This is a genomic window from Streptococcus sp. FDAARGOS_522 (assembly GCF_003812445.1).
Classification (GTDB): domain Bacteria; phylum Bacillota; class Bacilli; order Lactobacillales; family Streptococcaceae; genus Streptococcus; species Streptococcus agalactiae.
In genome coordinates, this window is sequence record NZ_CP033808.1 from 227,264 (window position 1) to 239,088 (window position 11,825).

Below are 11,825 nucleotides of genomic sequence, written 5' to 3' on the forward strand. Positions count from 1 at the left end.
TATCATGTTTTAGCAAAAAAATAATCAATAAAATGTAGTTAAATTTTATAGCATGAAGTAGACAATTCCAATGTATTGTAAAATAGAAGCTAATAGAATGAAAAGGTGCCAAATCATGTGATCATAAGGACGTTTGCGAGCATAAAAGAGTGCACCGATAGTATAGCAAATACCACCAGCCAAGAGTAATCCCCAAAAAGCTGGTCCAGTTTTTGTGATAATAGCAGGGAAAATAAAGATAACCAGCCATCCCATAATGAGGTAAAGTACAAGGCTAAATTTATCATTGATTTTGGGAGCGAAGATTTTATAAAGGATACCAAATAATGTAATCCCCCATTGTAAAAAAATGATGAGATATCCTAACCAGCCGCCAATAAGTGACAATGCGACAGGAGTATAACTACCTGCAATAGCAATATAAATCATAGAGTGATCAATCATGCGTAGAACATATTTTTGGAGACTGCTATAAGTCATGGAGTGGTAAATACTTGATGATAAAAACATCAAAAATAATGAAGTGACAAATATTGAGGTACCAAGTGCTGCTTGTAATCCGAAGTGGTTGTGACTATAGACAGCGGTGATTGGTAATAGGATTAGCATAAGCAAAGCTCCTACAGCGTGAGTGATACTATTTGCAAGCTCTTCGCCAAAGGAAAGTTGAGGACTTAATTTGATAGACATTTCTTTAAGCATTTTTATTTTTTCCTCCTAGTTCTAAAACTAATTTTTGTGTTTCTTGATAAAGGTTCAACGTCTGACAGGCACTAATGACAACTGGTGGTAAATCGTGAACCTCTTCTTTGTTCATACAAGCAGCAAATCCGTTATATGCTTCCTCAGAATGATTGTCAGCTGTCAGAATTTCTAATGTTTGACTGATTTCTTGAATAGCAAAAACTTGTTTAAAAGCTGTAATAACAATCAATCGTGCTACTTGACGGCGATTGTATTTTTTTTTAATAGGTTTGGATATATAATTATGTTTGACATAATTGTTGATCATAGAAGCGGTGAGTAGTTTATCGTTAGTTATTGTTTTAGGATTAATTAATTGATTCACATAGAGAAGTACTTGGTCAAGATACAGATCTAGTTCAGGTAATTCTTCCCATTTTGGGTATTGATTTTTATTCATTTTAAAACTCCATATAATCTAGTTTTTATAACTAGATTATACACTTATGGAAATTCAAGTCAAGTAAAAAAAGAATTTGAGATGATTTTTCTCAAATTCTTTTTTTACTTTTAGTAAGTTTATTGACAATTTTCTGTGCTGTCTCTAGATTCATGTGTTTAGAGTCTAGAAGCTGTTTAACGACTTCTGAAATTTGTTCTTCTTTAGCTCCAGCAAGTAGTGCCAACGACTTTGCTTGAAGTTTCATGTGACCAGCTTGAATTCCTGTGCTAACCAATGCCTTAAGAGCCGCAAAATTTTGAGCTAGTCCAATCGAAAGAACAATACTTGCCAACTCTTTAGCATTAGGACGACCTAGTAGATCGTGAGCTAGTTGGACACTAGGGTTAATACCGATGGATCCACCTTTTGTTGCAACAGGCATCGGTAGCGTCAGAGTACCTTCTAGAAAATTATCATCAACCTTATAAGACCATTTAGATAATCCTCGATATTGTCCATCTTTGACAGCATAGGTATGCGCTCCAGCTTCAATAGCTCGCCAATCATTTCCAGTAGCTAAGACGATAGCATCAATGCCATTAAAAATACCTTTATTATGTGTGCTAGCACGATAAGGGTCTACTTGAGCTAATTGACTTGCCATCGTCATTTTTTGAGCTAACTTGATGGCCTCCTCTTTTTGGCGACTTAGAAATCTTAAATCAACTCGGCATGTAGCAGTCACTAAAGATTCAGTAGCATAGTTAGATAAAATTGACATTAAGCTTTTGCCTTTTGAAATGTCTTCTAATGGCGAAGATAATGCTTCCATCATGGTGTTAACCATATTAGCACCCATGGCTTCTTTTGTATCGACCATAAGATAAACAATCAAAAAGCCTTCTTTAATCTCAATAGTTAGATCGCAAGCACCGCCTCCACGCTTGACTATTGATGGATGAGCAGCGTTGGCTATTTCTAATAATTGCTGTTTTTGATTTAATATAGATTCTTTAGCGTGTTGACTATCTTGTACATCATAAAGGGCTACTTGTCCAATCATTTTACGATTATGGACGGTTGTCAGAAAACCACCAGATCGTTTTATAATTTTAGCAGCAAAACTTGCAGCAGCAACAACTGACGGTTCTTCAGTGACATATGGGACTTGATAGACTTTACCGTTAACCAAAACATCTGGGACAAGTGAAAACGGTAAGGCTATTCTACCGATGACATTTTCAGCCATTTGATTGGCTAGTGATAAAGAGAGTAAGTCCTGATTCGTCACTATTTCTAGGGAAGAATCAGCTAAAAAATCTTGTTCTTCAAGGTAATGAATGCGTTCTTCAGGGGAATTTTTTGAAAATCCTGTCCAGGAAATTTTTGTCATATTAATTATTAATTTTCTTGTAGATACGTTGATGTTCGCAAATAGAGTCTAGAGAAAAAGTGCCAGTACGGTAGGTGTTGAAGTTGGCATTTCCATTTTCGTCTAGGATTGTTTTTTCAAAGAAGAGTTTCTCATACTCAGTTACTGTAATTTTTTGACGTTTATTGAGTTGATCCATACGATCGCTCTGAAGTTTATTTTGGTAGCCGTCTACTAACTGACCGGTAAAAATTTCAGCAACAGCTCCGCTACCGTATGAAAAGAAGGCAATTTGATCACCTGCTTTTAAATTTTGACTATTTTCTAGTAACGATAGAAGTCCTAGATACAATGAGCCAGTATAGCAATTTCCAATTTTCTTACTATAAGTAATAGAGTGCTCAAAATTTTCTTGTAGTTCAGCTTTCTTTTGTTCATCTAGGTTATTATCTAGAATTTTATTAAAGCCCTTTAAAGCTAATTTTGGAAAAGGGATATGGAAACAAAAAGCAGCATAGTCACTTAGACTAGTATTAAAACGTTTTTGATATTCTTTCCAAGTAGTTTTTAGCATATCTAGATATTGTTTTGTTGAAAACATGCCATTAACATAAGGAACATCAGAATAATTTGGTCGCCAAAAGTCCATAATATCACGGGTTTGCGCTAGACGGTCCTCTTTTAGCTCTAGAATGGATGGGTTTTGACTAATAAGCATAGCGATACTGCCTGCACCTTGAGTGGATTCTCCAGTAGATTTAATGCCATATTTAGCAATATCTGAAGCTATCACTAATACTTTAGAATCTGGATGTTTTTCTACATGTAATTTAGCGTAATCAAGAGCAGCAGTTGCGCTATAGCATGCTTCTTTCATCTCGAATGACCTTGCGAAAGGTTGAATCTCTAAAAGTTGATGTACATAGACAGAAGCCGCCTTACTCTGATCGATACTTGATTCTGTAGCGACAATCACCATATCAATAGTTTCTTTGTCCTCATCAGATAAAATATCATTAGCTGCAGAGGCTGCAAGTGTAACGATATCTTCTGTAACTGGCGTAATACTAAGTGAATCTAACAATAATCCCTTGCTGAATTTTTCAGGGTCAACTTGGCGAGCAATAGCCAAATCAGTCATTTCAAGGACATATTGACTGGTTGCAAAACCAATCTTATCAATTCCTATTTTCATTGGTAAACCTTTCTGAATAAAAGTCATTTTTGCTAAATTCCATTTTACCATAAAGAAGCTAAAAATATGAAAAAAAGCTTTAACCTTCAAAGTCTTGTTTCTCACTAGAATATCTTTTAAAAATCTGATAAAATAAGACTTTGGAGGTATCTCATGACAAAAGCCGATTTATTATTTAAAGACAATATCACGAAAATTATGTCTGAAGGTGTATTTAGCGAGCAAGCCAGACCTAGATATAAAAATGGGGAAATGGCTAATTCTAAGTATATTACAGGTGCCTTTGCAGAGTATGATTTATCAAAGGGTGAATTTCCTATTACAACTCTACGTCCAATTCCAATAAAATCTGCTATTAAAGAAATTTTCTGGATTTATCAAGATCAGACAAATGATTTAGTAGTTTTGAATGATAAATATGGTGTGACATACTGGAATGATTGGGAAGTTGGCCATACTGGCACGATAGGTCAGCGCTACGGTGCAGTTGTTAAAAAACATAATATTATATCAAAACTCTTAAAACAGCTTGAAGATAACCCTTGGAATCGTCGTAATGTTATTTCATTATGGGACTATGAAGCATTTGAAGAAACAGAAGGCCTACTACCTTGTGCTTTTCAAACGATGTTTGATGTGAGACGCGTTAATGGTGAGCTTTATTTGGATGCCACATTAACACAACGTTCTAATGACATGTTAGTTGCACATCATATTAATGCTATGCAGTATGTAGCACTTCAGATGATGATTGCAAAGCATTTTGGTTGGAGAGTTGGGAAGTTTTTCTATTTTATCAATAATCTTCATATTTATGATAACCAGTTTGAACAAGCTCAGGAACTCTTAAAACGCCAACCGTCTGAGTGTAACCCCAAACTAGTATTGAATGTTCCAGATGGAACAGACTTTTTTGATATTAAACCAGATGATTTTGCGTTAGTTGATTATGACCCAATTAAACCTCAATTACGTTTTGATTTAGCAATCTAACTATCTCATGTTTTTTAACAAGCAATTTGAGGTAAAATTTGTTAGAATATCTAGAGATAAGTTAGTGAGGAAAAAAGTCATGACAAAGCAAATAATTGCCATTTGGGCTGAAGATGAAGACCATTTGATTGGAGTTAATGGCGGTTTACCATGGAGGCTTCCTAAAGAGTTACATCACTTCAAAGAAACGACCATGGGGCAGGCTTTGCTTATGGGACGAAAGACCTTTGATGGAATGAACCGTCGTGTTTTACCTGGTAGAGAGACAATCATCTTAACAAAAGATGAACAATTCCAAGCAGATGGAGTGACAGTCCTAAATAGTGTTGAACAAGTTATAAAATGGTTTCAGGAACATAATAAGACCTTATTTATTGTAGGTGGTGCAAGTATTTATAAAGCATTTCTGCCTTATTGTGAAGCAATCATAAAAACTAAAGTTCATGGAAAATTTAAAGGTGATACCTATTTTCCTGATGTTAATCTATCTGAGTTTAAAGTTATCTCTAGAGATTATTTTGAAAAGGATGAGCAGAATGCTCATGCTTTTACTGTGACATATTTTGAAAAATAAGGAAGGAATACTATTCAATGCAACGTAGCCTTTTTGGGGTCTTTACCGCATTTTTAGCTGTGATTTGTGTTTTATGTGCAATTCCTGCTATAAAGAAAAAAAGATATGGATTAGGAACGGTTTTTTTGATGAATGCTTTCACTAACCTTGTCAACACAATCCATGCCTTTTATGGAACCTTATTTTAAATTAAATGAATAGAAAAGTTGAGGAAAAAATGGCTGGGAATCGTAATAACGATATGAATGTCTATTGTTCATTTTGTGGCAAAAGCCAAGATGAAGTAAAAAAAATTATTGCAGGTAATGGTGTTTTCATTTGTAATGAATGTGTGGCCTTATCACAAGAAATTATTAAGGAAGAATTAGCTGAGGAAGTACTTGCTGATTTAGCAGAAGTACCAAAACCTAAGGAACTATTAGAAATATTAAATCAATATGTTGTAGGGCAAGATCGTGCTAAACGTGCTTTAGCAGTTGCTGTCTACAATCATTACAAGCGTGTTAGTTATACCGAGAGTAGTGACGATGATGTAGATTTGCAAAAATCCAACATTTTGATGATTGGTCCAACTGGCTCAGGAAAAACCTTCTTAGCACAAACACTAGCTAAAAGCCTTAATGTACCGTTTGCTATTGCAGATGCGACTTCATTGACCGAAGCAGGATACGTTGGAGAAGATGTTGAGAATATTCTTCTTAAATTGATTCAAGCTGCTGATTATAATGTCGAACGTGCTGAGCGTGGTATTATCTACGTTGATGAAATAGATAAAATTGCTAAGAAAGGCGAAAATGTTTCTATCACACGTGATGTATCTGGTGAAGGTGTACAGCAAGCCCTTCTTAAAATTATTGAGGGTACGGTAGCAAGTGTTCCCCCACAGGGTGGGCGTAAACATCCTAACCAAGAAATGATTCAAATTAATACCAAGAACATCCTTTTTATTGTCGGTGGTGCTTTTGATGGTATTGAAGACCTTGTGAAGCAACGTTTAGGCGAAAAAATTATTGGTTTTGGACAGACAAGCCGCAAAATTGATGACAACGCTTCTTATATGCAAGAGATAATTTCTGAGGATATTCAAAAGTTTGGACTGATTCCAGAGTTTATTGGCCGTTTACCAGTAGTTGCAGCGTTAGAACTTCTTACTGCAGAAGATCTGGTTCGTATTCTGACAGAACCACGCAATGCTTTGGTTAAACAATACCAAACCTTATTATCTTATGATGGTGTAGAATTGGAATTTGATCAGGATGCTCTATTGGCTATCGCTGATAAGGCTATCGAGCGCAAGACTGGTGCACGTGGTTTACGTTCTATTATTGAAGAAACGATGCTTGATATCATGTTTGAAATTCCAAGCCAAGAAGATGTAACAAAAGTTCGTATCACAAAGGCTGCTGTTGAGGGTACTGACAAGCCTGTTTTAGAGACGGCTTAGGGAGATAGAGATGGCAGAAGAATTTTTAAATACTCATAATGCGTCTATTTTATTGAGTGCAGCTAACAAGTCACATTATCCTCAGGATGATCTCCCAGAAGTTGCTCTCGCTGGTCGTTCAAATGTTGGTAAATCAAGCTTTATCAACACGCTTCTTGGTCGTAAAAACCTAGCGCGTACGTCGAGTAAGCCAGGTAAGACACAACTACTCAACTTTTATAACATTGATGACAAACTGCGTTTTGTCGATGTCCCTGGATATGGCTACGCTAAGGTGTCTAAAACTGAGCGTGCTAAGTGGGGCAAGATGATTGAAGAGTACCTTGTAACACGTGATAACCTTCGTGTTGTTGTTAGTTTAGTTGATTTTCGTCATGATCCAAGTGCGGACGATATTCAAATGTATGAATTTCTTAAGTACTATGAAATTCCAGTAATTATTGTAGCGACAAAGGCAGATAAAATACCTCGTGGCAAGTGGAATAAACATGAGTCGTCTATTAAGAAGAAATTAAACTTTGATAAAAAGGACCATTTCATCGTCTTTTCATCTGTTGACCGCACAGGTCTTGATGAATCATGGGATACTATTTTATCTGAGTTATAATTTGAGAGTTTATGACAAAAAGAGCTTTGCAGTAGCTGTTGAGACTACTGCAAAGCTCTTTTTTATTTTTTAAATGATTGATAATATCGAAGGAAACTTGAGTTAATTCTTCGATACTTGTTTGGCAGTCTTGATGAATCCACTCAATTAGAACACTGAAAATACCACCAATCGCAAATCGCTGAGCATAGGTATTGGAAGATAAATCACCACGACCTAACTCTATCAAATCAATATGTCGGAACCAGGATTGTTGAAATTGAGGGAGTAGGTCATTCTTTCTAAGAATGAGAAGAAGGGATTTATAATCAGACCAATAACTAAAAAAATTCTGGAAAACTTGGCTAAAAGTAGCTTGTTCCAATTGACCAAGTTGCTTAAAGAGATTTAATGTTAGTCTTTCGATGAAAAGGGTAAGTAGGTCATCTCGACTGTCAAAGTGTCGGTAAAGGGTCCTTCTAGCATAGCCAGATTTCTTGGCAATTTGGCTGATCTGAATTTTCTCATAGGGATACTCTTCCAAAAGTTGGCCAAAAGCTGTTAAGATATCCTCTTGTGTTTGAGTGATTTGTTTTATTCTCTTTTTATTAACTGTCACACTTTCAGTCATTTGTGCATAAAACCTCCAAAGGTATTGATATTATAGGTTCACTTGATTATACTATATGGTATCAAATGTCACAAATCTTGGAGGTCATCTTATGAAAACATTGATAACAAAATGGTACCTCTTTTGTCCCTATCTTGCCTCTCTTTTTGCCTTAGCATTATTTTTTGGAAATTGGGATTTACGAGTGCAGTCACTACTTATATCGGGACTTTTTATTTAATTACACTTTTTCGAAGAATTTGGTTTCCCTGGAGGTTTTCCGCTTATCGCTATGCTAGTTGAACTTAAATCGGTTGAAACTGATACTAGTAAGTGGGACTTAAACCATCTATTAGCCTTTTTCGGGAATCAGTGGTTTGCAGTGATTGTTTATCTTTTGCCGATTTTTTGTCCCAATATACCATTTTTAACACTTGCAGTCATGATTTTTGCATTTGCAGAACTTGCCATGCATCTTTTCTTTTTTAATCTTTCCTTGAAGAAGTGGTATAATCCAGGACTTCTTACGACCTTAGTAGGTCTTGTCCCTGTTTCTGTCTATTATTTAGCTCATGATTGGAAGTTGTATTCTGGACTTGATTGGTTTTTAGGCTGATATGGATTGTTCTTAACTACTTTATAGCCTTTCGTTCCCCAATCTATAAGCGTTTAGGTCGACATTCAAATTACGCATTTAGTGATGTTGATCTTTCACGCTCAAAACCATTTTTAACACATTTTCGTGAAACACAGTTTAAATAGGAGGTATTATCATGTCATATTTTAGAAATTACTGGTATCGTTTTGGAGCAATTTTATTTATTATTTTAGCAGTAATATTGCTTGTTTTTAGACCTGACTGGTCAATGCTTCACTATCTATTGTATTTTAACTTTATGGCACTTCTAGCGCATCAATTTGAAGAATATCAGTTTCCCGGTGGGGCATCACCTATCATTAACTATGTTGTTTATGATGAAGAAGAGCTGATGGATCGTTTTCCAGGCAATACTCAGTCTATTATGTTGGTTAATACTATTGCTTGGTTGCTTTACATTGCTAGTATTGCTTTTCCTCAAGCTTATTGGCTTGGATTAGGAGTCATGTTCTTTAGTCTAACGCAGCTCTTGGGTCATGGTTTTCAGATGAATATTAAACTTAAAACTTGGTATAATCCTGGTCTAGCAACGACAGTATTTCTCCTAGTACCAATAGCTTGCGCATACATCTATCAAGCTAGTGCAGAAGGAATGCTCACTTGGGGAGATTGGCTAGGTGGTTTTATCATGTTGATTGTCTGTGTACTAACTAGTATTATTGCACCTGTACAGCTATTGAAGGATAAGAAGACCAATTATATTATTAGTCCTTGGCAAATGGACCGTTTTCATAAGGTCATTAATTTTGTAAGGATAAAAAAATAAGGTTACCGCTATTTATGATTCGCTGATTTTTTGTAATAGTTTTTCTTTATCATATATGATAGCTAATACCTATTCCCCAATACGACTAGATTGTGGTAGGATAAAAGTATTAGTTTCTTGGAGGTTGTTATGGAAAATCATCGTTATGAAGATGAAGGTAAATTCCAGCGTAAGATGACCAGTCGTCATCTCTTTATGTTATCTCTAGGTGGTGTTATCGGGACTGGGCTTTTCTTGAGTTCAGGTTATACCATTGCACAGGCTGGTCCGCTTGGAGCTGTGCTGTCTTATTTGATTGGTGCCGTTGTGGTTTATTTGGTCATGCTATCACTTGGTGAATTGGCAGTTGCCATGCCGGTGACGGGGTCATTCCACACTTATGCCACTAAGTTTATCAGTCCTGGCACAGGTTTTACTGTTGCCTGGCTATATTGGATTTGTTGGACGGTCGCCTTGGGAACTGAATTTTTAGGTGCTGCCATGCTCATGCAGCGCTGGTTCCCAGATGTGCCGGCTTGGACATTTGCTTCTTTCTTTGCCCTTGTGATTTTTGGCTTAAATGCTCTCAGTGTGCGCTTTTTTGCAGAAGCAGAGTCTTTCTTCTCAAGTATTAAGGTTATTGCTATCATTATCTTTATTATCTTGGGCTTAGGTGCTATGTTTGGTCTAGTTTCCTTTGAAGGTCAGCACAAAGCTATTCTTTTCACTCATCTGACTGCCAATGGTGACTTTCCAAATGGTATCGTTGCAGTTGTCTCAGTCATGTTGGCTGTTAACTATGCCTTCTCTGGTACTGAGTTGATTGGTATTGCGGCAGGTGAAACGGATAATCCAAAAGAAGCTGTGCCAAGGGCTATTAAAACGACAATCGGTCGCTTGGTTGTTTTCTTTGTACTGACAATTGTTGTCCTAGCTTCGCTATTGCCAATGAAAGAGGCAGGCGTATCCACAGCACCATTCGTTGATGTCTTTGACAAGATGGGAGTCCCTTTTGCGGCGGATATCATGAACTTTGTTATCTTGACAGCCATCCTGTCTGCTGGTAACTCAGGTCTCTACGCATCAAGCCGTATGCTCTGGTCCCTTGCCAATGAAGGTATGTTGTCAAAATCTGTCGTGAAAATCAATAAATACGGTGTCCCAATGCGTGCTCTTCTCTTGTCAATGGCAGGAGCAGTGCTGTCGCTCTTTTCAAGTATTTACGCTGCAGACACAGTTTATCTAGCCTTGGTTTCAATCCCGGGCTTTGCTGTTGTTGTCGTATGGCTAGCCATTCCAGTCGCACAAATCAATTTCCGCAAGGAATTCTTGAAAGAGAATCAACTAGAAGATTTGTCTTACAAAACACCTTTTACACCAGTTCTCCCTTATATCACAATCATTTTGCTCTTGATTTCGATTGTAGGGATTGCTTGGGATAGCTCACAACGTGCTGGGCTTTACTTCGGTGTTCCATTTATTATTTTCTGCTATATTTATCACAAACTACGTTACAAGAAATGGTGATCTTATGGGAAGATTTAAAGAACTTTTAGAGAGTAAAAAAACTCTCATCCTACATGGTGCCTTGGGGACCGAGCTTGAGAGTAGAGGTTGTGATGTTTCTGGGAAACTTTGGTCAGCCAAATATCTGATTGAGGATCCAGCAGCTATTCAGACCATTCATGAAGATTATATTCGTGCTGGCGCTGATATTGTGACGACATCAACTTATCAGGCGACTTTACAAGGACTAGCTCAAGTTGGTGTCTCTGAAAGTCAGGCAGAAGATTTGATTCGCTTGACTGTTCAGTTGGCAAAAGCTGCGCGTGAGCAAGTTTGGAAAAGTTTGACAAAAGAAGAAAAATCAGAGAGAATCTATCCTTTGATTTCTGGGGATGTTGGTCCCTACGCTGCCTTTTTAGCGGATGGCTCTGAGTACACTGGACTCTACGATATTGATAAGCAAGGTCTTAAAAACTTCCATCGCCATCGTATTGAGCTTCTTTTAGATGAGGGTGTTGACATTCTGGCACTTGAAACCATTCCAAACGCTCAGGAGGCTGAGGCTCTTATTGAGCTACTTGCCGAGGATTTCCCTCAGGTTGAGGCTTATATGTCATTCACCTCTCAAGATGGTAAGACCATCTCAGATGGTAGTGCTGTTGCAGACTTGGCGAAATCTATTGATGTTAGCCCACAGGTCGTGGCGCTGGGCATTAACTGTTCAAGTCCATCGTTAGTTGCTGATTTCTTGCAAGCAATAGCAGAGCAGACTAACAAGCCTCTTGTGACCTATCCAAACTCTGGAGAGGTTTATGATGGGGCAAGCCAATCTTGGCAATCTAGCCCTGATCATTCACACACCCTACTTGAAAATACAAGTGACTGGCAAAAACTTGGCGCCCAAGTTGTCGGAGGTTGTTGCCGAACTAGACCAGCTGATATTGCTGACCTCTCTGCACATTTAAAATAAGTAAAGTATCTTGAAGAAGGTTAGGGTAAGTTTGATTTCCTTTTTC

Annotated in this window: 13 protein-coding genes; 8 read left to right on the forward strand and 5 right to left on the reverse strand. The window is 37.2% G+C overall.

Translation table 11 applies throughout. The features are described 5' to 3' along the window. Positions 1–45 precede the first annotated feature (45 nt). From EGX70_RS01150 to EGX70_RS01165, 4 genes are all read right to left on the reverse strand, one after another. Positions 46–702, reverse strand: coding sequence for a hemolysin III family protein (locus EGX70_RS01150; protein ID WP_000910679.1), 657 nt, complete (start codon positions 700–702; stop codon positions 46–48). Then, on the reverse strand, positions 695–1,144 hold the full coding sequence (locus EGX70_RS01155; protein ID WP_001039193.1) for a DUF1836 domain-containing protein: 450 nt from the start codon (positions 1,142–1,144) through the stop codon (positions 695–697). The genes EGX70_RS01150 and EGX70_RS01155 overlap by 8 nt, the downstream gene beginning before the upstream one ends. 91 nt (positions 1,145–1,235) lie before the next feature. Next, positions 1,236–2,519, reverse strand: coding sequence for a hydroxymethylglutaryl-CoA reductase, degradative (locus EGX70_RS01160; RefSeq protein WP_123947839.1), 1,284 nt, complete (start codon positions 2,517–2,519; stop codon positions 1,236–1,238). Position 2,520: 1 nt separating this feature from the next. Next, positions 2,521–3,693 carry a hydroxymethylglutaryl-CoA synthase gene (locus tag EGX70_RS01165; protein ID WP_001873466.1) on the reverse strand — a complete coding sequence of 391 codons (1,173 nt, stop codon included), beginning with the start codon at positions 3,691–3,693 and terminating at the stop codon, positions 2,521–2,523. Positions 3,694–3,846: 153 nt separating this feature from the next. On the opposite strand from EGX70_RS01165, the gene EGX70_RS01170 reads away from it, so the two are divergent. From EGX70_RS01170 to yihA, 4 genes are all read left to right on the forward strand, one after another. Then, positions 3,847–4,686 (forward strand): thymidylate synthase, encoded by an 840-nt coding sequence (locus EGX70_RS01170; RefSeq protein ID WP_000158597.1) that lies wholly within the window; start codon positions 3,847–3,849, stop codon positions 4,684–4,686. Positions 4,687–4,765: 79 nt separating this feature from the next. Then, positions 4,766–5,260, forward strand: a complete 495-nt coding sequence (locus tag EGX70_RS01175; RefSeq protein ID WP_000166043.1) for a dihydrofolate reductase — start codon at positions 4,766–4,768, stop codon at positions 5,258–5,260. Between the two features lie 217 nt (positions 5,261–5,477). Continuing rightward, a complete protein-coding gene (gene clpX, locus EGX70_RS01185) occupies positions 5,478–6,704 on the forward strand; it encodes an ATP-dependent Clp protease ATP-binding subunit ClpX (RefSeq protein ID WP_000918412.1) in 1,227 nt (408 codons plus the stop codon). A 10-nt stretch (positions 6,705–6,714) separates the two neighbouring features. Continuing rightward, positions 6,715–7,311, forward strand: a complete 597-nt coding sequence (gene yihA, locus EGX70_RS01190; RefSeq protein WP_000796925.1) for a ribosome biogenesis GTP-binding protein YihA/YsxC — start codon at positions 6,715–6,717, stop codon at positions 7,309–7,311. On the opposite strand, the gene EGX70_RS01195 is transcribed toward yihA, so the two are convergent. Continuing rightward, the gene (locus EGX70_RS01195; RefSeq protein WP_000140673.1) at positions 7,292–7,921 is read right to left on the reverse strand and encodes a TetR/AcrR family transcriptional regulator; all 630 of its coding nucleotides are present in this window, start codon (positions 7,919–7,921) and stop codon (positions 7,292–7,294) included. The genes yihA and EGX70_RS01195 overlap by 20 nt on opposite strands. Positions 7,922–8,192: 271 nt before the next feature. Between EGX70_RS01195 and EGX70_RS11110 the strand changes: the two genes are divergently transcribed. The 4 genes from EGX70_RS11110 (at position 8,193) to mmuM (ending at position 11,779) form a co-directional block, all read left to right on the forward strand. Next, positions 8,193–8,516, forward strand: coding sequence for an HXXEE domain-containing protein (locus EGX70_RS11110; protein ID WP_000959713.1), 324 nt, complete (start codon positions 8,193–8,195; stop codon positions 8,514–8,516). Between the two features lie 157 nt (positions 8,517–8,673). Further along, positions 8,674–9,324, forward strand: coding sequence for an HXXEE domain-containing protein (locus EGX70_RS01210; RefSeq protein ID WP_000120090.1), 651 nt, complete (start codon positions 8,674–8,676; stop codon positions 9,322–9,324). Between the two features lie 129 nt (positions 9,325–9,453). Next, complete coding sequence (locus EGX70_RS01215; RefSeq protein WP_000427480.1) at positions 9,454–10,830, forward strand: amino acid permease; 1,377 nt, start codon at positions 9,454–9,456, stop codon at positions 10,828–10,830. A gap of 4 nt (positions 10,831–10,834) precedes the next feature. Next, a complete protein-coding gene (gene mmuM / locus EGX70_RS01220; protein WP_000532341.1) occupies positions 10,835–11,779 on the forward strand; it encodes a homocysteine S-methyltransferase in 945 nt (314 codons plus the stop codon). Positions 11,780–11,825: the final 46 nt, after the last annotated feature.

Coding starts and splice junctions, on each gene's coding strand:
- EGX70_RS01195 (WP_000140673.1), bottom strand. CDS start 7,921: ATGACTGAAAGTGTGACAGTTAATAAAAAGAGAATAAAACAAATCACT.
- EGX70_RS01215 (WP_000427480.1), top strand. CDS start 9,454: ATGGAAAATCATCGTTATGAAGATGAAGGTAAATTCCAGCGTAAGATG.
- EGX70_RS01160 (WP_123947839.1), bottom strand. CDS start 2,519: ATGACAAAAATTTCCTGGACAGGATTTTCAAAAAATTCCCCTGAAGAA.
- EGX70_RS01155 (WP_001039193.1), bottom strand. CDS start 1,144: ATGAATAAAAATCAATACCCAAAATGGGAAGAATTACCTGAACTAGAT.
- EGX70_RS01175 (WP_000166043.1), top strand. CDS start 4,766: ATGACAAAGCAAATAATTGCCATTTGGGCTGAAGATGAAGACCATTTG.
- clpX (WP_000918412.1), top strand. CDS start 5,478: ATGGCTGGGAATCGTAATAACGATATGAATGTCTATTGTTCATTTTGT.
- EGX70_RS01210 (WP_000120090.1), top strand. CDS start 8,674: ATGTCATATTTTAGAAATTACTGGTATCGTTTTGGAGCAATTTTATTT.
- mmuM (WP_000532341.1), top strand. CDS start 10,835: ATGGGAAGATTTAAAGAACTTTTAGAGAGTAAAAAAACTCTCATCCTA.
- EGX70_RS01170 (WP_000158597.1), top strand. CDS start 3,847: ATGACAAAAGCCGATTTATTATTTAAAGACAATATCACGAAAATTATG.
- yihA (WP_000796925.1), top strand. CDS start 6,715: ATGGCAGAAGAATTTTTAAATACTCATAATGCGTCTATTTTATTGAGT.
- EGX70_RS11110 (WP_000959713.1), top strand. CDS start 8,193: ATGCTAGTTGAACTTAAATCGGTTGAAACTGATACTAGTAAGTGGGAC.
- EGX70_RS01165 (WP_001873466.1), bottom strand. CDS start 3,693: ATGAAAATAGGAATTGATAAGATTGGTTTTGCAACCAGTCAATATGTC.
- EGX70_RS01150 (WP_000910679.1), bottom strand. CDS start 702: ATGCTTAAAGAAATGTCTATCAAATTAAGTCCTCAACTTTCCTTTGGC.